The sequence below is a fragment of the Sporolactobacillus sp. KGMB 08714 genome (assembly GCF_036598985.1).
Classification (GTDB): domain Bacteria; phylum Bacillota; class Bacilli; order Bacillales; family Sporolactobacillaceae; genus Sporolactobacillus.
Map to the genome: position 1 here is coordinate 92,839 of NZ_JAUUBW010000034.1, position 19,353 is coordinate 112,191.

General features: G+C 48.3%; 18 protein-coding genes and 1 riboswitch. Of the genes, 11 read left to right on the forward strand and 7 right to left on the reverse strand.

The window, feature by feature from the left end:
• Positions 1–88: 88 nt before the first annotated feature.
• Complete coding sequence (locus Q6A92_RS14575) at positions 89–697, forward strand: ECF transporter S component (protein WP_274400760.1); 609 nt, start codon at positions 89–91, stop codon at positions 695–697.
• Between the two features lie 110 nt (positions 698–807).
• Positions 808–1,068, forward strand: coding sequence for a holin (locus Q6A92_RS14580; protein WP_274400759.1), 261 nt, complete (start codon positions 808–810; stop codon positions 1,066–1,068).
• A 376-nt stretch (positions 1,069–1,444) separates the two neighbouring features.
• Here the strand turns inward: Q6A92_RS14580 and Q6A92_RS14585 are convergent, their stop codons facing one another.
• The 3 genes from Q6A92_RS14585 to Q6A92_RS14595 form a co-directional block, all read right to left on the reverse strand.
• Positions 1,445–1,873, reverse strand: coding sequence for a DUF4395 domain-containing protein (locus tag Q6A92_RS14585; RefSeq protein ID WP_332238542.1), 429 nt, complete (start codon positions 1,871–1,873; stop codon positions 1,445–1,447).
• 472 nt (positions 1,874–2,345) lie between these two features.
• Entirely contained in the window at positions 2,346–3,338 is a 993-nt protein-coding gene (locus tag Q6A92_RS14590; protein WP_332238543.1) for an NADPH:quinone oxidoreductase family protein, read from the reverse strand.
• Positions 3,339–3,474: 136 nt separating this feature from the next.
• Complete coding sequence (locus tag Q6A92_RS14595; RefSeq protein WP_332238544.1) at positions 3,475–4,221, reverse strand: SDR family oxidoreductase; 747 nt, start codon at positions 4,219–4,221, stop codon at positions 3,475–3,477.
• A 221-nt stretch (positions 4,222–4,442) separates the two neighbouring features.
• On the opposite strand from Q6A92_RS14595, the gene Q6A92_RS14600 reads away from it, so the two are divergent.
• The 6 genes from Q6A92_RS14600 to ribH all read left to right on the forward strand — a co-directional run bounded on the left by Q6A92_RS14600 (position 4,443) and on the right by ribH (position 11,262).
• Positions 4,443–5,210, forward strand: coding sequence for a DeoR/GlpR family DNA-binding transcription regulator (locus tag Q6A92_RS14600; protein ID WP_332238545.1), 768 nt, complete (start codon positions 4,443–4,445; stop codon positions 5,208–5,210).
• Between the two features lie 156 nt (positions 5,211–5,366).
• Positions 5,367–7,298, forward strand: a complete 1,932-nt coding sequence (locus tag Q6A92_RS14605; protein WP_332238546.1) for a PTS fructose transporter subunit IIABC — start codon at positions 5,367–5,369, stop codon at positions 7,296–7,298.
• Positions 7,299–7,427: 129 nt separating this feature from the next.
• Positions 7,428–7,573: riboswitch (FMN riboswitch) on the forward strand.
• Positions 7,574–7,766: 193 nt separating this feature from the next.
• Positions 7,767–8,843 carry a bifunctional diaminohydroxyphosphoribosylaminopyrimidine deaminase/5-amino-6-(5-phosphoribosylamino)uracil reductase RibD gene (gene ribD / locus Q6A92_RS14610; RefSeq protein ID WP_332238586.1) on the forward strand — a complete coding sequence of 359 codons (1,077 nt, stop codon included), beginning with the start codon at positions 7,767–7,769 and terminating at the stop codon, positions 8,841–8,843.
• Complete coding sequence (gene ribE / locus Q6A92_RS14615; protein WP_332238547.1) at positions 8,843–9,505, forward strand: riboflavin synthase; 663 nt, start codon at positions 8,843–8,845, stop codon at positions 9,503–9,505. The genes ribD and ribE overlap by 1 nt, the downstream gene beginning before the upstream one ends.
• 43 nt (positions 9,506–9,548) lie before the next feature.
• Positions 9,549–10,736 (forward strand): bifunctional 3,4-dihydroxy-2-butanone-4-phosphate synthase/GTP cyclohydrolase II, encoded by a 1,188-nt coding sequence (locus tag Q6A92_RS14620; RefSeq protein ID WP_274400751.1) that lies wholly within the window; start codon positions 9,549–9,551, stop codon positions 10,734–10,736.
• A gap of 46 nt (positions 10,737–10,782) precedes the next feature.
• Positions 10,783–11,262 carry a 6,7-dimethyl-8-ribityllumazine synthase gene (gene ribH, locus Q6A92_RS14625; RefSeq protein ID WP_274400750.1) on the forward strand — a complete coding sequence of 160 codons (480 nt, stop codon included), beginning with the start codon at positions 10,783–10,785 and terminating at the stop codon, positions 11,260–11,262.
• Between the two features lie 577 nt (positions 11,263–11,839).
• On the opposite strand, the gene Q6A92_RS14630 is transcribed toward ribH, so the two are convergent.
• Entirely contained in the window at positions 11,840–13,567 is a 1,728-nt protein-coding gene (locus Q6A92_RS14630; protein ID WP_332238548.1) for a pyruvate oxidase, read from the reverse strand.
• 303 nt (positions 13,568–13,870) lie between these two features.
• On the opposite strand from Q6A92_RS14630, the gene Q6A92_RS14635 reads away from it, so the two are divergent.
• Positions 13,871–14,464, forward strand: coding sequence for a hypothetical protein (locus Q6A92_RS14635; protein WP_332238549.1), 594 nt, complete (start codon positions 13,871–13,873; stop codon positions 14,462–14,464).
• A gap of 64 nt (positions 14,465–14,528) precedes the next feature.
• Here Q6A92_RS14635 and Q6A92_RS14640 read toward each other — a convergent pair whose 3' ends face one another.
• Complete coding sequence (locus tag Q6A92_RS14640; protein WP_274400744.1) at positions 14,529–16,205, reverse strand: ABC1 kinase family protein; 1,677 nt, start codon at positions 16,203–16,205, stop codon at positions 14,529–14,531.
• A gap of 24 nt (positions 16,206–16,229) precedes the next feature.
• Positions 16,230–16,562, reverse strand: coding sequence for a phasin family protein (locus Q6A92_RS14645; protein ID WP_274400742.1), 333 nt, complete (start codon positions 16,560–16,562; stop codon positions 16,230–16,232).
• A 137-nt stretch (positions 16,563–16,699) separates the two neighbouring features.
• Here Q6A92_RS14645 and Q6A92_RS14650 point away from each other — a divergent pair, with 137 nt between their 5' ends.
• Entirely contained in the window at positions 16,700–17,653 is a 954-nt protein-coding gene (locus tag Q6A92_RS14650) for a hypothetical protein (RefSeq protein WP_332238550.1), read from the forward strand.
• A gap of 118 nt (positions 17,654–17,771) precedes the next feature.
• On the opposite strand, the gene lexA is transcribed toward Q6A92_RS14650, so the two are convergent.
• Positions 17,772–18,383 (reverse strand): transcriptional repressor LexA, encoded by a 612-nt coding sequence (gene lexA, locus Q6A92_RS14655; protein WP_274400740.1) that lies wholly within the window; start codon positions 18,381–18,383, stop codon positions 17,772–17,774.
• A 169-nt stretch (positions 18,384–18,552) separates the two neighbouring features.
• Between lexA and yneA the strand changes: the two genes are divergently transcribed.
• Positions 18,553–18,846, forward strand: coding sequence for a cell division suppressor protein YneA (gene yneA / locus Q6A92_RS14660; protein WP_332238551.1), 294 nt, complete (start codon positions 18,553–18,555; stop codon positions 18,844–18,846).
• Positions 18,847–19,353: the final 507 nt, after the last annotated feature.

Below are 19,353 nucleotides of genomic sequence, written 5' to 3' on the forward strand. Positions count from 1 at the left end.
CCTCCGACTGGCCCTGTGCTATATTAAAGATCGGAAACGCTTACAAATAAAATCTTTTACATTTTGACTTTGAGGAGACCCCGGCTCTATGAAAAACAATCAGCGCAATAATCGAACTTATCGAATTGTTTTGATGGGAATATTCACCGCAATCATTATTTTGCAAAATTTCGTCCCTTTTTTGGGCTATATACCTGTAGGCCCATTGAGCCTGACTGTGATTCACATTACTGTCATTATCACGGCGATCGTACTGGGACCGGTTGACGGAGCGATTATAGGAGGAATCTGGGGGATGACGACGTTCATCAGAGCCTTTACATTCCCCAGCAGCCCGATCGCCCCAATTGTTTTTACCAATCCCCTGATATCCATCGTTCCGAGAATACTTATCGGGCTGTTTGCCGGTTACGCTTACCGGCTGCTAAGAAGAATAAAACGGTTTGATCTCGCGGCGATGTCGCTGTCGGCCATCCTCGGATCGTTGACGAATACAGTTCTGGTTTTAGGACTGATTTATTTGTTTTACAGAGTTCCTTATGCCAATTACTATCAAATGGACGTGTCCAAACTTCTTCCCGCCCTGTTATTTATCGTTTGTACGAATGGTTTGGCAGAGGCCTTTGCGGCGGCCGTCATCTCGCCGCTTGTTGCCAAACCCCTGCTTAGAATAAGAGGAAGAAAGAATGGCGGCTGATTTTCGGCATCCGCCGTTTATCGATTCTGCCTGCAATGCTTGCAAAATGAATAGATCATAAATAGAGTCCTGCAGAAATACAATGGACGGTAGAAGGGAGCGCGATTGCTATGGAAACCATTCTCGTGCTAGCTACCATTCTTTCACCGATCATTACCGCGTTAGTCGGACTCCTGAAAAAATCGGTTTCATTGCCTAAAAATCTTGTCCCCGTGTATGCCGTTGTCATCGGTATGATCATCGGTTATCTTGCAATACCGTTCACCGATCTGGATGCGGCTTACAGGCTTTGGGCAGGCGGACTCTCGGGGCTGTCTTCTACGGGCTTATTCGAACTGGCCTTCAATCCCCGGCAGGGAAGAACCAAGTAGACAGGGAAAGACAACATAAAGAGGGGCACATTCTCCGCGCTGTTTCGAGAGAGTGTGCCTTAATCTGTTTATCATCGGTGTCATAGATTCCGGTCAGAAAGAGTGAGCAATCAGTTATATAGGTTCGGGCGGCCCGGCGAAAAATAGGAAAGAAGATAGATGAGGAAAAATTTTCTATTAACGGCATAACGGCACGAAAGAATGAATCGGCAATAAAAAATCGAGACATTTTTTCGTCTCGATTTTTTCGGACAGATAAACAGGAAGGGATCCTTTTCAAGCGGCATAAAGGCCGGATTTCACGGCTGCTGCCCGCCTTATGCCCGATCGGATAAATCTTCTGATTTTCCTTTTTCTTGGCAATGGCATGTGCAGCTTATACATGAGATCTTCTGCGCTGGAGGTACTGGGACAGGTGAAAATGGATAAAGCAGCCGATGCAGAAACCAAGGATGGCGATAAAGGCCGCCAGTCCGACGATCGCCGTGAAAATGATGGCCGCTACATGCCAGTTCAAAAGATAGCTGATAAAAGCAAGAGAAAGACAGGATACGGCAATCGTCTGATTAAATTTTTGCTGATCGCGGTCCTCCGGTATATAGGAAGACGCAGGCTTGCGTAAGAAAAGTTTTGCAAGTTTCATAACCGGATTGAATTGAAAGAAGAGTCCTGAGAGCCCGGACAGAAGCGGAATCAGCAGAATCCAGAACTGGCCGGTCAGCCAGGTGGCAGTTACGCTCAGTACAATAATCCACTGGTTCGTTCGGACGAGAGGACGAGGAATGGACGGCGGTTGTTGAGCCATTTAAAACACACCTTTCATATGTGATTACATCAATTTTACGCTTTTTCGACAGAGTTGTGAACTGTTTTGTTTTCCCTTTGAACGAATTTGACAGATTCATAGCTAAATCTCAGGGGCATGATCCGTTCTGTCTAAAACAGTGTATGAATTGTATCCGATTTAAAATCAGATAAAATGAAAGAATGCTGGGCTCAATGCTTGAGCATAAACGATCCGGGTGACGATGATGAGCCGCTTCCGGTAAAATCTGAAGCCGGTCGCCGCCTCTTGTCATAGATAAATCAGAAACGGATGGCTGAGAAGGGAGAATGGCATTGGATCCGTCCCGGTACGGTGGATGAACTGTATGACCGAATAGAAGATGAATGGGAAAAAAGATTCCGAACGCTCAGATCCTGATCCGTTCCGAACTGGAACATGAGCGCCTGAATTGCCAATAAAGACCGCTGCAGAGCGGGAAAAACACTATTTTTTATAATCGGACAATCATTCTGCCGCGTGACCGGCCCTTCAAAAGAAGAGGCAGTGTCCCGGGCAGATCCTGCAGGCCGATTTCTTTTCGAAGCAATGCCAGCACTTTTCCCGGGTTCAGATCGGAGGCCATTCTCTGCCAGATTTTTTTTCGCAGATCCATCGGACAATAAACCGAATCGATGCCTAAAAGGCTGACGCCTCGCAGAATAAACGGATAAACGGTTGTCGGCACGTCTGTTCCGCCGGTCAGGCCGCTGACGGCGACCGCACCTCCGTAGCTTATTTTGCTTAAAACGGCTGCAAGAGTATTCCCGCCGACCGGATCAACCGCCGCAGCCCACAGCTGTTTGTCCAGCTTCCTCATCTTTCCCGGACAGACGTCCTGCCTTGAAATGACTTCTTTTGCGCCGAGCCGATGCAGATAATCCCGCTCGGTTTCCTTGCCGGTACTGGCAACAATCTGATAGCCCGATTTCGCCAGCATGGCAACCGCAAGACTTCCGACACCGCCGGTAGCTCCCGTGACGAGCACTTTCCCGTCTGCGGGGATCAGGCCGCTATCTTCCAGTTTTTGAATTGACAATGCCGCAGTAAAACCGGCGGTGCCGAAGATCATCGCCTCCGCCAATGTCAGTCCGTCAGGCAGAGGAACAAGCCAATCCGCAGGGATTCTGGCATATTCACTGTAGCCGCCGAAATGGGAGACCCCGATTCCGAAACCAGTTGCAATAACCCGATCTCCTTCGCGAAATCGACGGTTTTTTGAAGAGACAACCGTGCCGGCCAGGTCGACGCCGGGAATAAAAGGGTAAGACGAAACAATTTTGCCGTCCGGGATCGATGCGAGGCTGTCTTTATAATTTACGCTGGAATAACGGACTTTAATTAAGACATCACTCTCGGGCAAATCATGCAGTGAAAGTGTTTCAATGCTTACGGAAAAACGGTCATTCTTCTTGTCTACGACCAAAGCTTTGAATCTTTCAGACATAAAGCCCCTCCCTGAATGTGATTGCATTTAATAATACTCTCTCCGGTGAAGCCGGAGAGAGCTGACAGAAACGGTATGAAAAATGGACCGGCAGGCGAGAACCTGCAGTTGGCCGATTGCATCGGAATCGTGAGGCTTAATTGATCTGTGTCGTTGGGCGCACCAGTACTTCATTGACTGCGACGCCGTCCGGCTGGCTGACGGCATAGGCCACTGCATTGGCAATGTCCTCGGCAGAGATGCCGTGAAATTTTTCCCGGTCGATTATATTTTGTTTCAGTTGCGGATCAGTGATCGTGCTCGGGAGCTCGGTTAAAACGGCACCGGGGGAAATGCTGGTGACACGAATCAGGCTGTCGGGCGATTCTTCCTTTCGCAGGCCTTCGGAGATTGCCCGAACAGCAAATTTTGTTGCGCTGTACACGGCACCTCCGGGGCTGACGACGTGGCCAGCAACGGAAGCCGTGTTAATGATCTGGCCCGATTTTTGCTTCCTCATAATCGGCAGAACGGCGGCAATACCGTAAAGAACACCCTTGATATTGACGTCAATCATCCGCTCCCATTCGTCGATTTTAAGATCACGAAGATATGAGAGAGGCATCAGCCCGGCGTTGTTAAACAGGACGTCTACACGATGGTACCTCTCAACGGCCGTATCGACGAGTTCCTGCACTTCCCTTGCAGAAGTAACGTCTGTTTTCTTGCTGACGGCTTCCCCTCCGTTTTGGCGGATCGTGGAAACCAGCTCCTCCAGACGCTCTGTACGTCTTGCACCGAGAACAACCGCCGCGCCTTCTCCGGCCAGCTTTTTGGCGGTGGCTGCTCCGATACCGCTCGAGGCGCCTGTAATAATAATGACTTTCCCTTTGATGTTTTCCATCAGAAGCATCCTCCTTCTATACGCCCGGTTAGTCTATTCACAAAAACTATATGCCAACGGCTGATTAAATTCAAAGGAAGTGACTCGAATAGATTTTACAAGCTTTTGCGGATCTGTTATTTTAGTAATGGAAGTTATTGAAATATATATGAATGATTTTGATGTAAAAAGATTGATTTTGAACGGAATCATGGTAAAATAATGGCATGGAGGAATGGAGTATGTTGGCCGAAGAGAGACAGCAAATTATTTTGAAGAAATTGGAGAATGCCCGTGTCGTCAAATTACAGGATTTAGTTCGTTTTCTTAATTCTTCTGAGTCGACGGTCCGCCGCGACCTGCAGGAGCTGGAAAGCCGCCATTTGCTGCGCCGTATTCACGGAGGGGCTTCCTTGCTGCAGCCGCGCAGTGAAGAGCCCGATATGGAAACGAAGACTTCTAAATATATCCAGCAAAAAAAAATAATTGCTCAACTGGCCGGACACCTGGTGAAAGATAATGAATGCATTTATTTGGATGCGGGAACGACGACTTTGGAAATGATTCCTTATATTAATGCGAAGAATGTAACCGTTGTCACTAACAGCCCTGCTCATGGTGAGGCGCTTGTCGGCAGGCGGATTGTGTCCTACCTGATCGGCGGCATGGTGAAGGGGACAACCAAAGCGCTGGTCGGCAGCATTGCCGCCCAGACTCTGAATCTTTTTCGGTTCGATAAAGCCTTCATCGGCGTCAACGGAATAGACGCTGAGATGGGCTACACGACACCCGATCCTGAAGAAGCGGCACTTAAGAGACGCGCCAGAGAGCTGGCTGCCCAGTCATTTGTCGTGGCGGACGGAAGTAAATTTTCCGAGATATCTTTTTGCAAAATGTTCGATATTGAACAGGCTTCGATTATCACCGATCGACTGCCTGAAACCATCGGCTCTTTGATACTCGAAAAGACGAGAGTCATCTGTGCCGATGATGAACCTGACGTTGAATAATCATTGACTGAAAACTCCTTAATTCTTGGCAGACAGGGTGTTTCTATGTTTCTTTTTGGGGAAACTGAGGCCATACGTGAAATCGTCTCCTCCGAAAGAACGGCCTTCAGATTCTATTTCCTTCATAAGGATGCTGAGAAAAAAGGGGTGGACCAAATGAAGATAACGGATCTCATGATTGAACGCGCCATGGTTATGGACATGAGAGCGACGACAAAAGAAGCGGCCATTGACGAGCTCATCTCGAGTCTGATTAAAAATGGAAGAATAAATGATCCCAAGTTGTTTAAAGAGATGATCCTGAAGCGGGAAGCGGAGTCAAGCACGGGGATCGGTGACGGCATCGCCATGCCTCATGCGAAGACAAAAGCTGTCAATGAGGCGACGGTTGTTTTCGGAAGAAGCAGGAGCGGCGTGAATTACGAAGCCCTGGATGGGAAACCGTCCTATCTGTTTTTTATGATTGCCGCTCCTGAAGGCGCAGCCGATGTCCATCTTCAGACGCTGGCGGCTCTCTCAAGATTGCTCATTGATCAGAAATTTGTCGCACAAGTAAAAGAGGCCGAAACGGCTGGCGAGGTCGTAGAATTATTTAACGATCAGCAGGCGAAAAAAGAGGCTGAAGAGAAGAATGACGAAGCAGACGGCGACAGAAGCGCGTCGAAGGACTCGCAGTTTGTACTTGCCGTGACAGCCTGTCCGACCGGCATTGCCCATACGTACATGGCTGAAGATGCGCTCAAGAAAAAAGCAAAAGAAATGGGCATTCCGATTCGTGTTGAAACGCAAGGCTCAGAAGGCGTTAAACATCGCCTGACGAACGAGGAGATTAACCAGGCGGCGGGCATCATCGTTGCCGCAGATAAGAAAGTGGACATGGCCCGTTTCGACGGCAAACCTGTGCTTCAGACCCCTGTCAGTGACGGAATCCGCAAGCCGCAGGAATTGATCAATAAAATAATAAACGGGCGGGCGCCCGTCTACCATGCCGAGGGCGGTCCGGCTGAAGACGAGCCGACCGGCGGCTCCGTCTGGAGCAGGATTTACAAGGATCTGATGAACGGTATCTCTCACATGCTGCCCTTCGTTGTCGGCGGCGGTATTCTTCTTGCCATTTCGTTTCTGCTTGAAAATACGCTGGGCAAAACGAATCCGATTTATCTGATGCTTGGCGCGATAGCCGGCGGCGATACCGGTGCCTTCCATTTTCTGATCGCCATTCTGGCAGGCTATATAGCTGTCAGCATCGGCGACCGGCCGGCGTTAATGCCGGGGGTGGTTGGCGGTTTCCTGGCGTCTTCATCCAATGCCGGTTTTCTCGGCGGCCTTGCCGCCGGCTTTCTTGCCGGCTGGGTGATTGTCTTGCTGAAGCGGATGTTTAAGAATCTGCCGCAAACCTTGGACGGCCTGAAACCGATTCTGCTCTATCCGGTTTTCGGGCTGCTGATCAGCGGGGCGCTGATGTATTTTATTCTTGATCCGATTTTTAAATGGATCAACAGCGGACTGATCGGGGCGCTGAATAATCTGGGAACAGGGAATGCCGTTATTCTCGGTCTTGTTCTCGGCGGCATGATGGCTGTCGATATGGGCGGCCCGGTCAATAAAGCAGCCTACACGTTTGCCATCGGCGTATTCACAAGCGGCGCTTCGAACGGCGGTCTGATGATGGCGGCCGTGATGGCCGGCGGCATGGTTCCGCCGCTTGCGATCGCACTGGCTACAACGCTTTTTAAAAATAAATTCACCGAAGATGAACGTAAGGCAGGGATCACGAACTATGTTTTGGGTGCATCGTTCATCACGGAAGGCGCCATTCCGTTCGCAGCTTCCGATCCGCTGCGGGTCATCGGTTCGAGTATTATCGGTTCGGCCGTTGCCGGCGGTCTGACTCAGTTCTGGCATGTGAATATTCCCGCTCCTCACGGAGGCATTTTCGTGGTTTTCCTTGGTAATCACGGTGTGCTGTTCCTTCTCTCAATTATTATCGGGGCGGTTATTTCCGGACTGATTCTCGGCTTCTGGAAGAAAACGGTTGAGCAGAAAGGCACTTCCGAAAATATTGCGAAGCAGAAACAGATTGTCTGACAATGGATGTATAAAGCCGGTCCGGGAATCCGCCGTGGATGTCCGGACCGGCTTTTATTCAATTTTTCGAAGACAGAATGTTTGATAATCAAAAATTTTATGTTACAATGAAAGCAGTTTAATAAAGGATTTATCCTTCGGGGTCGGGTGAAATTCCCAACCGGCGGTGATGGCCTAGTGCCTTAGCCCGCGACCCGCCTGCCAATGTTTTGGCCGGCGGTGGATTCAGTCAGAAGCTGAAGCCGACAGTAAAGTCTGGATGGGAGAAGGATTGGAGAAGGGCATTCAAATATGTACTGTTTGAATTGCCTGGATCCTGCGGAACCAATTTGTTTGTTTTTTATTGGGAATGACCAAAGAATAAACTGGCTCTGATGCCGTCAAGCCCCCGGGGAAGTTCATCTCCGGGGGCTTTTTCACATTTAACGGGACATTCATTCGGGGGATGATCTTTTGGAAGAAAAATATATGAAACTGGCAATCGATTTAGCGAAAGCCGCCGCCGGCCAGACCAGCCCGAATCCTGCGGTAGGTGCCGTGGTTGTCAATCATGGGGAAATTGTCGGGATGGGCGCGCATTTGAAGGCAGGAGAAGCCCACGCGGAGGTAAATGCACTGCGCATGGCCGAAGATCGGGCCAAGGGCGGCACGATTTATGTAACACTTGAGCCCTGCTCCCATTTCGGCAGGACGCCGCCATGTGCCGATTTAATTATCAAAAAGCAGTTGAGCAAGGTTGTCATTGCGTCGTCCGATCCGAATCCGCTTGTTGCCGGGCGCGGCATTGAGAAGCTTAGGGATGCAGGTATTGAAGTTGAAACCGGCGTTCTTCAGAAAGAAGCGGATGCGCTGAATCCTGTCTTTTTTCATTATATCCGTCATAAAACGCCCTATGTCACGCTTAAACTTGCGTGCAGTCTGGATGGGAAGACGGCGACATCAGGAAAAGAAAGCAAATGGATCACATGCCGGGCTTCACGGTCCGACGGCTATGCGCAGCGCCGGATCCATGATGCGATTCTGACCGGAATCGGGACGGTCACGGCGGACGATCCGCATCTGACGGCCCATTCGGCATACAAAGCCAATAATCCGATCCGGGTGATTCTGGACACGCATCTGCATATTTGCGAAGATGCCCGGGTTGTGACGGACAGCGCCGCGCCGACATGGATTTTTACAGGAAAAGCGATCGACGGTGCCAAGGCGCGCCGCCTGCAAAACGAATGGGTAAACATTATCCGGCTGCCGTCGGATCGTATCGCGATTGAAGATGTTCTGAACTATCTGGGAGAGAAAGAGGTGACTTCGCTGCTCGTGGAAGGCGGAGCAACCATACACGGAAGTTTCCTGCAGGCCGGAGCATTTAATCAGGTAATTGCCTATATTGCACCCAGGCTGATTGGCGGCAGGGAAGCACTGTCGGCGATCGGCGGTACGGGGATTAAACATCTGGCAGACGTTCCGGATTTGTCGATTGAACACGTTGAGCAGCTGGACCGGGATCTGAAAGTCACATTAATTTTGAAAGAGGGCGATTCTTGATGTTTACGGGACTGATAGAAGAAGTCGGACATGTTGCGTCGATTGAGAAACGGCCTGACGCCATCCGCCTGTCGATTCAGGCCGATCGGGTGCTTGAAGACGCAGCCATCGGCGACAGTATAGCGGTCAACGGGACCTGTGTAACAGTTACGGGGCGGTTAGAGGATGCTTTTAGCGCGGACATTATGCCGGAGACGATACGCGCGACGACTTTGCATTCGCTGCAGGCCGGCGATTCCGTCAATCTGGAACGCGCTGTAAAAGCGGGAGGAAGACTGGGCGGCCATTTCGTGACCGGCCACATTGACGGGACAGGAAAGATTGTCAGGATTGTACCGAAAGGAAATGCCTATTATCTTGATATTCAGGCGTCTCCGGATATTCTGGCCGGTCTGGTGCAGAAAGGATCGGTTGCCGTTGACGGAACGAGTCTGACCGTTTTTCACGCCGGACCGCAATTTTTTACCCTATCGCTGATTCCGCACACGTACGCCCATACGGTTTTGGGATCTAAAAAAGTCGGCGATTCCGTCAATATCGAGGGCGATATACTGCAAAAATATGTACAAAATCAGCTGACTGCGGGCAAGTCCGACGATTCCGGTTCCCTGACCTATGACATGCTTAAAGAAAACGGATTTAACACATCACTAAATAAATAACGGTGTTACATATGCCGGAAGGATCATAAGGAGGTTAAAGCATATGCCTGCTACAATAGAAGAAGCCCTTTCTGATTTGAAAGAAGGAAAAATAATCATTGTCTGTGACGATGAGGGGCGTGAAAATGAAGGCGATCTGCTTGCTCTGGCAGATAAAACGACAGCGGAGACCGTCAATTTTATGATTACGCATGCCAAAGGGCTGCTCTGCATGCCGGTCAGCCGGCCGCTTGCCGAATCGCTAGGGTTCAGACCGATGGTGGCAAACAATACCGACCATCATGAAACAGCATTTACGATCAGTGTCGACGATAAAGATACGAAAACGGGCATTAGCGCATTTGAACGCGCACAGACAATCAGAAAGATTGTTTCTGACGATGCCACCGCATCGGATTTTAATCATCCCGGCCATGTCTTTCCGCTGATCGCGAAAGATGGCGGAGTACTGGAACGCGAGGGCCACACAGAGGCGGCCGTGGATCTTGCAAAGCTGGCCGGTGCCAGACCGGCAGGCATCATCTGCGAGGTTGTTCGCGATGACGGCAGAATGGCACGCTTTCCCGAACTTGAGAAGCTGGCCGAAACATTCGGCCTGAAGATCATTACAGTTAAAGATCTGATCGCGTATCGGCAGAATCACGGGGTCAGGAGAGTCGTGACTGCCGATTTGCCGACAGAGTACGGGCATTTTAAAGCCATCGGCTATACCGGCCCGTTCGATGAAAGCGAAACCATTGCGATTGTCAAAGGGGATGTCGGCGGCAGCGATCCGACACTTGTCCGCCTTCATTCAGAGTGCCTGACAGGCGATGTGTTCGGGTCGAAACGGTGCGACTGCGGTCCGCAGCTTCACGCCGCTCTGCGAATGATCGAAAAACGCGGCGCCGGTGTCGTGATCTATTTACGTCAGGAAGGGCGGGGCATCGGGCTGATTAATAAACTGAAAGCCTACAAGCTTCAGGAGGCCGGAGAGGATACGGTAGAAGCCAACGAACATCTTGGGTTTCCCGCGGATCTGAGAAACTACCGCACTGCGGCTGAGATATTATCCGATCTCGGCGTTACCAATGTGCAATTGCTGACAAATAATCCATTAAAAATTTCCGATCTGAAAGAACACGGCATTTCAAACATTGAACGTGTACCTCTGGAGATGCCGATCGGCAAGGAAAACAAACGATACATGGAAACGAAAGCCGAAAAAATGGGCCATCTGCTTCATTTGTGATCGATAAAAAGCGACAGTGTACAGACTGCTGACAGGAGGACTTAAAATGGGAAAAGTATTTGAGGGCAAATTGATTGGTCAAGGGTTGAAAGTGGGTATTGTCGTCAGCCGTTTTAATGAATTTATTACAAACCGGCTTTTGTCCGGGGCAGAGGACGCTCTGCTGCGCCACGGTGTTGACGAGGAGAATATTGACATTGCCTGGGTTCCGGGAGCCTTTGAGATTCCGTTTGCTGCCGGGAAAATGGCTGCGACCGGACAGTATGATACAATATTGGCGCTTGGAGCGGTCATACGCGGTGCAACGTCGCATTATGACTATGTCTGCAATGAAGTGTCCAAGGGCGTTGCAAAGATCGGCCTTGAGACCGGAGTTCCTGTCATGTTCGGCGTTGTCACCACTGAAAATATTGAACAGGCCGTTGAACGGGCCGGAACGAAGGCAGGCAATAAAGGCTGGGATGCCGCCGTCAGCGGCATCGAAATGGCCCGGCTCAACGAGCTGCTTGAAAAAAAGAAAAAATGAAACCATGAACCGGATGGATTATTATAAAATTCTGCGCAGAGTAAACCTGCATAATGAGCCGCCGGATGGCAGCGACGGCGGCCCATTTACGATCAACCGTCAGAAAACCGGGAGCTTCCGGCTGAAGCGGGCGCTCTATCGGTAAGAAATCAAGGAGCCGGCTGACCGGAACGGTTTTATCAGGTTTAAGAGGCCGGGTCTTGTCGGCATATACAGGCCGGCAGCGGTACACCATTCGATAATACGAGACAGCAGCCATTGGCGGTCACGGCGATGATAAAGAAGACATCCCGGATAAAAGACTAATTGCGAATATCCGGAAAAATTTGTACGGCAGTGTGAAACAAAATGGGCGAAACGTCCATTTTCGATAAAATAATTTTACAATGCTTTAACGCGGGCTTAATCTGTGACTGGTAAACTATTACTTGAACGAAAGCAAGGCCCCCTGATTTCATCAACTCCACACTTCATTTTTTATTACAGACCTTTTGGGTCTTTTTTTTTCGGCATACAAAAAGAGCTTTCAACCAGTATGAACTGATTCAAAGCTCTTTCAATCTTCAATCCATGTTAATCAGAGGAAGCGTCTGACGACGTCCTTCATAGGCGGCATCTTTTCCAGTTTATGATTTTCAATCACTGATTTTGATGCAAATCTCGCATAGCCTTTGGCTTCGTTCATCACAATTTTACCAGGCAGCGGTGCGGCATTTGCGTTTACGGCGACATCGAGAATCACGGGAACTTGTGACTCTTTGGCTGCTTCGAATGCCGGCTGCAGGTCCTCATATTTCTCGACTCTGAATCCTTTTCCGCCGCAGGCTTCGGCAAATTTTGCATAATCGATGTCCTGAAGCCCTATTCCATAATTTAACTGGCCCGCCGACTGCTGTTCATACTTAATAAAGGAAAGCTCCTTATTGTTCAGCACAACAACAAGGATCGGCCACTTATATTTGACGGCGGTAACGAAGTCCTGCATAACCATTGAAAAAGCCCCGTCGCCGCAGATCGCGATAGCCTGGCGATTCGGAAAAGCCTGCTTTGCAGCCATCGCTCCCGGAAGCCCGCAGCCCATCGTGCCGAGCCATGCCGAGATAATGAAATCCTGGTTCGTCACATGCAGATAACGTGTAGACCAAACGGTTGCCGTACCGACATCGGCTGAAAAAATCGCATCGTCTTCGGCAATGGACTGGATAGCCTTCATAACAGCCTGCGGAGCAATCGGGGTCGTCGTATTCGCTTTATCCTCATTCATCCATTTCCACCAAACAGCCATTTTTTCCTGGCATGTGTTCAGAAAAGGACGTTCCGGCACCGGTGTCGTGTGTTCGGTCAGATAAGCCAGAGCCTGAGCGGCGTCGCCCACAATACCGACTGTTACCGAATAACGTTTGCCTATATGCACCGGATCGATATCGATCTGGATACATTTGGCACCTTCGGGAAGATAGGCTATATATGGGTAATCGGTACCGACCATAATCAGCAGATCTGAACTTTTCATGGCTTCATAAGCCGGTTTCGTACCTATTTTGCCAATATTTCCAAGAAAATTCGGATGTTCATCCGGAAGTGCGCCCTTGCCGGGGAGGGTCACCGCAACAGGAGCTGAAATCCGTTCGGCGAATGCCCTCAGTTCCTTTTTAGCGCCTTTCGCTCCGACACCCGCAAGAATAACCGGGTTGCTGGCATTATTGATTAAAGCGACGGCGTCGCTCAGGTCATCTTCAATGAGACCCGGAATCTTTTTTTCAAAAACCGTCGACATTTGCGGTGCGTTCTCGGAAATCACACCGAGCGGGATATCATCCGGAATCGACAGAACGGCAACGCCGCGTTCCTGATAAGCCGTGCGAATGGCTTGATTGACAACGGCCGGAAAACTTTCCGCGCTGGTGATTTCTTTATTATAAACGGCAACATCCTTAAACAGTTCAACGGTATTGACTTCCTGAAAATAATCGGTTCCCGTCAGTCTGGACGGAATGTGCCCGACAAGCACAAGCATAGGAACATGATCCATTTTCGCATCGTACATGCCGTTTAACAAGTGGATGGCGCCCGGTCCGCCGATAGCCAGGCAAACACCGATTTTTCCGGTTAATTTTGCGTAGGCTGCGGCGGCCAGTGAGGCTACCTCTTCATGACGGACCTGATAAAATTTAATTTTACTTTCTTTTTTTCTAAGCGCTTCGACCATTGTGTCGATTGAATCGCCGGGGATCCCGTAAATGTGATCAATCCCCCAGTTTTCAAACAGTTTGACAACTGCTTCACTTGCCTTGATCTTTCCCATATTAAATTCCTCCTCCAGAAGGTTTATAGCTAGCCTGAAACATAGGTTCACCATCGTTCCGGGCTTTTTTTTTATATATATTTGACAATCCAGTGAACCTTATGAGTCTATTCTATGACTTTTTGTTTAAAAAAGAAATGCTTTTGCTCAATCGCGTCGTTTTTTATCAAAATTAATTTACAAAGAAGAATCGTATTTTTGCCTGAAACACAGGGGATCCGTTTCCGCTGTCGCATGAATCTGCCTGTCCCGTTATAATAGAGGATATATCATTTAATTGTTCTGGAAAAAAGGAGAAAATTCATGAGTTTTGTATCGATTATTGCTACCGATAAAATGGCGTCTGCCGTGAGCGACGGCCGCCTGGTCAATTTAAATGAAAATGGACAACCGGCGATGATTCCCGGCGAAAAGCCCGGCATAATCCGCCTTTCCGGTCGACAGATCCTCGCCTGTACGGGGAGTGCGGCGGCGCTGAAAAGCCTTAGGAAAGTTTTTCCTTATCAGGATCGTGCCTGGTCGTTCAATGAATCACAGATCCATGTACTCGAACGGTTTGTAAGGGCGGTGCCGTATGAAAAACAGGATGTGCTGGTCGCATTGGTGGATGCGGGAGGACCGATGACTTGCCGTATGTTCTCCAATGAACCGGGTGAAAAATGGCATGTGCTTCGGCCGGAGAAGGAGCGTCTGGCTACGATGTTCCTGGCCGGACGCGAAATCGATAAGACAAAAATGAGACGGATTTCAGAAGAATTCGGCCGTTTGCTTCATATGTACGGGGAAGACAGTCCGGAGCATATTTTTGCCGCACAACGAGAACTCAATCATTTTGTTTCTGAAATGGATCCTCTCGTCGGGCGACGGATTTTTCATCAGACCGTCACGAAAATATAAAAAAGGCAGGTTGAAAAAGAACAACCTTTTATACGCCATGCCGTCAGTACAACATGCAGTAGCTTTAGAAGCGCCCGGACCTGAAAATTGCGAGCAGGACGAGAAGAAACATCAGAGCGACAATCATGACGGCGATGTCAAGAAGCGGAATGTTTGTAAACAAAGGGTGGGCGCCGAACGTTTCTCCGATAATCATTGCGCCGAGGATAATGCTGAATGCCAGAAGCATGATACTGAAGGAAATGCGATTGGCCACGCGGTCAAGCCTGGAAAGCAGAAGATCCAGGTGGGGCAGTTCCATTTCGACATGCGTTTTTCCTTTGTACAAATGTGTCAATGTTTTCTTTAAAAGAGAGGGGATCTGTGCACTGTTTTCCAGTGCTTCATAAACGCTTTTTAAAGTTTTCTTTGCCACCCGCTCAGGATTGTAGCGGTTCAGCAAAAGCTTCTGCCCATAAGGTTCCGCAAGTTCCAGTATGCTGATTTGATTATCAAGGCGCGTAATAAGGCCTTCAAGGGTGATCAGTGCTTTGCCGAGAAGTGTATAGTCCTTCGGAATGCTGATATGATGTTTTTTGGTGGTTTCGAAAATATCCTGAATGACCTTTCCAATATGGATTTCTTTGAAAGGAAGCTCATAGTATTTGTCGCGCATTAACTCAAGGTCGGCCTTAAAAAGTCTTTCATCCAGGTCTTCAGGCATTGAGGACATCAGGAAGATCGTGCGGAACAGCAGATCTATGTCTCCCCTCATCAGCCCGATAATCAGGCTGGCAAAATTATGTTTCATTTCTTCATTTAATGTGCCGACCTGTCCGAAATCGATATAGCCGATCTTATTCCCCGGAAAGAAAAAAAGGTTGCCGGGATGAGGATCACCATGAAAAACGCCGACAACCAGCGCCTGATCGAGAAATGAGCGCACCAGTCGTTCTGAAATGATTTTTTTATCGATGCCTTCAGGGACTGAAGCAATCAGGTCGGCATATTTTGCACCGTTGATATACTCAAGGGTGAGCAGCTTGTTAGTTGAATAGTCCCAATACACTTTCGGGATGATAATGTTTTCATTGGAAGCGAAATAATTATAGAGCTTTTCAGTATTTCTGCCTTCTCTGAAATAATCCATTTCATTGCGGATGGCAAGGGAAAATTCTTCGACAATATCGCTTATCTGAAATTTTTTTGCCCAGGAATAGCGTTTTTCCACAAGTGCAGCCAGATCCCAGAGAATCTCTATGTCGGTTGAAACCACGGTTTCAATATCGGGACGGCGGACCTTGATCACGACTTCTTCACCCGTCTTCAGAACGGCGCGGTGTGCCTGAGCGATCGATGCCGCCGCCAGGCATTGTTCATCAAAATCAGCAAAGATATCGCCGACCGGCGCACCCAGTTCCTGCCGGATGACAGACTTAATGACTGCCGGATCGATCGGCGTCACGCTGTCCTGCAATTCGCGCAGCTCGTTAGCGATCTGTTCGGGTATGAGATCCGACCTCAGGCTGAGCAGCTGGCCGAGCTTAATGAAGGTCGGCCCGAGTTCTTCGAGCATCAGGCGGATTTTCCGGCCGACCGGTTTTGAATCATTAGTTCCGGAAAAATCGGACACGATCTGTTTCGGGAGCGAGAGCAGATGAAACAGTCCGACATCTTTAACAATATACCCGAATCCGTATTTGACAAGGACGGTTACGATTTCTCGATAACGTTTGATATGGCGTATGCGTTTTCCAAACATTCATTTCACCTGACCGACAACCCGTTATTTTTCCGTGCTCTGTTCATCCGTTCCGTTTTGATCCTTCGATAATCCGGCTTCCAGCGCTTCAACTCTTTCGGCCAGCTTGTTGTACTCCTCAGAGGTAACGAATCCCAAATCGATCAGAGTGTCCTTAATGTCCTGACGGATGTCATTCTGCCATTGTTCTTTTTTAGATTTTCCTTTATCATTCAGAGCGTCGAGAAAAGATTTTGCTTCTTCCGCTGCCGCGCCGCCGCTTTTTGACAGATCATTGAAAAATTTATCTGCTTTTTCCTTACTTGCAACTGTTGCGCCGAGACCGATAAAGAAACCCTTTTTGATCCAATCATTCATGCTGATCCCTCCATTTCTCTTTTCTCTATTTTACCCGACTTTGCAGACTCTGTACATTCATTGGCCGAGGGACAAAAGCGCAGGGACAGCGGACGAAAAAATATATGTATCGTTTTGAAACAAGGGAGGGCTACACGGTGGTACATGTTATTTACCTGGCAATTATTCTAATCCTGATCGGGATCATTTATTTTTTATTCCAGAAGCAGCAAAAAATAAAAAGTCGGGCCGAGGAACAGATCGAGCAAAGCCAAAATGAGACTTCGGCGACGATCAGTGAGACGGAAAACCGGATTAAAGAGGAGTCGGAAACTAAGATTAAGCATATTATGACCGAAAATAGCGCCACGATTGCCGGTATTGAGGAATCTTACGAAAAAAAACTGGGACGCTATGAAGAATTAATTGCTTATTTACGGGGAACACAGAGATCCGAAAAGACATTTGCCGTTTATCAGAATCTAACGGCAATCAGGAAAATTCTTGTCCAATCCAAACGGATTTCGGCCCGGCAAATGGCGTTTGCAGGAAATATCATCGTTCCGGCCCGAGCCGGCGGGAGTGATTTTTCCAGAGCGGATATCATTCTGCTGCTGCCGACAGGGCTGTATTTACTTGATACAAGAAAGTACAAAGGAAAAGTATTCCATGGGATAAGCCCGGAACATGCCCAGGGTTTTGAACGGCTGATCAAGGAAAACATTCCGAGCCTTGCAAATGGTTCTGAAGAAACGCTGGTTATGTCCGGAGACAGGAAACAGAGAGACGGCAATCAGGACTTTCTGAGAATAACGATTGACTGTTATTCCGATCTGGCTGCACCGATCATGCAGGCTGTCCCGGAATTCCGGGCCTATCTTGGCAATCGTCAGGTGAATGCAGAGCGTATCGTTCCCGTCCTCTACTTTATGGACGATTCGGCCGATCACGCAAAAGCAGAGAATTTTTCCGAAAAAGAGTGGCCTTTGATCTGTCTGAACCAGAACGATCTTTATCAGATGATCAGTCAGGAATTAGATCGGGAAGAGTGGATCTTTACGGCAGAAAAACTATTGAAAATCAAGCGGCTCTTCTCTGAATTCAAAGAATGAAAGGCGACCGAAACAAAAATATTTTAAGCCGGAGCAGCCATCAGCATCCATGATGTCCGCCCCGGCTTTTTGCATATTCCGGAGAAAGGAAAAGCGCACGTATCGCTTGCCGCGGCAATCAGTTTATTGTACGGAATACGCCGATTACCTTTCCGAGTATTATACAGTTGTCTAACAGTATGGGTGCCATGGCCGGATTTTCGGGCTGAAGGCGGATGTGGTCTTTTTCTTTGAAAAATCTTTTGACAGTCGCTTCATTTTCATCGGTCATTGCCACGACAATTTCGCCGTTTTCTGCGGTTCTCTGCTGGCGGACAATCACTTTGTCGCCGTCCAGAATACCGGCGTTGATCATGCTTTCTCCCGATACATTGAGTATAAAGACATTTTCCTCGTCAACCATAGATCTGGGTACGGGAAAGTACTCCTCGATATTCTCCACAGCGCTGATCGGCTGACCGGCCGTTACCTTGCCGATCACCGGCACAGCAACCGCTTTTTCACTGAATATATCGCCATCATGATCGAGAATTTCAATGGCACGCGGTTTCGTCGGATCGCGCCGAATCAATCCTTTTTTTTCAAGCCGTTCCAGATGACCGTGAACGGTTGAACTTGAAGCCAATCCGACCGCATCGCAGATTTCACGAACCGACGGAGGATAGCCCTTGGTCGCCACTTCATGCTTAATATAATCGAGTATTGATTGCTGTCGACTTGAGAGTTTCATCTGCCTGCTCCTTTTTCTTCTTCTTAAGCCCATTATATCATGCCATTTTTTGCAATGCAAACATCCGTTCGAATCATTGACGCAAACGGATGTTCGCTATATAATCATTGGTAGCGAACAAACATTCTCGGGAATACATATTCTCAATCATTTATTGGAGGGGCTGCAGATGAATGAGCACTTGAATCGTAAGCTGAAAGGTACATCTTTCGTTATTTTATTTATTGTTCTGACTATCATCCTTTTTTTTACGCTGACAAATCGTGTGGCCGCAGACGGCAATGATTATAAGACAATAGCTGTCGAAAAAGGGGATACGCTTTGGTCTCTGGCTCAACGTTATCACAGCAGCAATTCCGGACTTTCAGAGGAAGCCTTTGTCAATTGGATTGAAAGGGAGAACGGAATTGACCGCAATTTTATCCAGCCGGACCAGAAATTAATCATACCTGTCCGGAAATAATCCGGGTGTTTCTGCGGACGGTTTAGCGTTCTCCGCCGCGCCTTGCCGTTTCGCACCGGTTTTATTAAATTTACGAAGATGCTGTCTTATCGCTTGCAAGATACATTATTTGTGCTATACTGTTATATAACAAGAGGAAATATTAATCATTGTAATGATACAACAACGAGAGATATTCTTCTTAATTTTGTTTAATCGCGAGCTTTCGCATGCCGATCCAAAGCTGTGAAATCCCGATTAAAATATGTTTGTTTCCCTTCGGCGATTTAACCTTGCCTTTTCGCTGACGGGTTAATTTTCATCCTCCTTCAGAAGAAAGCTTCTATTCACTGAATAAAGGAAAAGAGCTTTCTTTTTTTTTGCTTCCATTCATTGATATCCGGCAGAATGCCGATTCCAATTCGCGTTTTCAGGCAGTAAGGCAGCAACAACGGCTAAAATTGACGGTATCATGTTCCGATATAATTTTTATAGTGCGGATTAAAACCGCATCAACTACTTTGATGA

What these genes read in the sequence shown, in the direction of transcription:
- Q6A92_RS14605 (WP_332238546.1), top strand. Translation starts at nt 5,367, where the DNA reads ATGAAGATAACGGATCTCATGATTGAACGCGCCATGGTTATGGACATG.
- Q6A92_RS14635 (WP_332238549.1), top strand. Translation starts at nt 13,871, where the DNA reads ATGAGTTTTGTATCGATTATTGCTACCGATAAAATGGCGTCTGCCGTG.
- Q6A92_RS14595 (WP_332238544.1), bottom strand. Translation starts at nt 4,221, where the DNA reads ATGGAAAACATCAAAGGGAAAGTCATTATTATTACAGGCGCCTCGAGC.
- ribH (WP_274400750.1), top strand. Translation starts at nt 10,783, where the DNA reads ATGGGAAAAGTATTTGAGGGCAAATTGATTGGTCAAGGGTTGAAAGTG.
- Q6A92_RS14620 (WP_274400751.1), top strand. Translation starts at nt 9,549, where the DNA reads ATGCCTGCTACAATAGAAGAAGCCCTTTCTGATTTGAAAGAAGGAAAA.
- lexA (WP_274400740.1), bottom strand. Translation starts at nt 18,383, where the DNA reads ATGAAACTCTCAAGTCGACAGCAATCAATACTCGATTATATTAAGCAT.
- ribE (WP_332238547.1), top strand. Translation starts at nt 8,843, where the DNA reads ATGTTTACGGGACTGATAGAAGAAGTCGGACATGTTGCGTCGATTGAG.
- Q6A92_RS14600 (WP_332238545.1), top strand. Translation starts at nt 4,443, where the DNA reads ATGTTGGCCGAAGAGAGACAGCAAATTATTTTGAAGAAATTGGAGAAT.
- Q6A92_RS14580 (WP_274400759.1), top strand. Translation starts at nt 808, where the DNA reads ATGGAAACCATTCTCGTGCTAGCTACCATTCTTTCACCGATCATTACC.
- Q6A92_RS14590 (WP_332238543.1), bottom strand. Translation starts at nt 3,338, where the DNA reads ATGTCTGAAAGATTCAAAGCTTTGGTCGTAGACAAGAAGAATGACCGT.
- Q6A92_RS14630 (WP_332238548.1), bottom strand. Translation starts at nt 13,567, where the DNA reads ATGGGAAAGATCAAGGCAAGTGAAGCAGTTGTCAAACTGTTTGAAAAC.
- yneA (WP_332238551.1), top strand. Translation starts at nt 18,553, where the DNA reads ATGAATGAGCACTTGAATCGTAAGCTGAAAGGTACATCTTTCGTTATT.
- ribD (WP_332238586.1), top strand. Translation starts at nt 7,767, where the DNA reads ATGAAACTGGCAATCGATTTAGCGAAAGCCGCCGCCGGCCAGACCAGC.
- Q6A92_RS14645 (WP_274400742.1), bottom strand. Translation starts at nt 16,562, where the DNA reads ATGAATGATTGGATCAAAAAGGGTTTCTTTATCGGTCTCGGCGCAACA.
- Q6A92_RS14585 (WP_332238542.1), bottom strand. Translation starts at nt 1,873, where the DNA reads ATGGCTCAACAACCGCCGTCCATTCCTCGTCCTCTCGTCCGAACGAAC.
- Q6A92_RS14640 (WP_274400744.1), bottom strand. Translation starts at nt 16,205, where the DNA reads ATGTTTGGAAAACGCATACGCCATATCAAACGTTATCGAGAAATCGTA.
- Q6A92_RS14575 (WP_274400760.1), top strand. Translation starts at nt 89, where the DNA reads ATGAAAAACAATCAGCGCAATAATCGAACTTATCGAATTGTTTTGATG.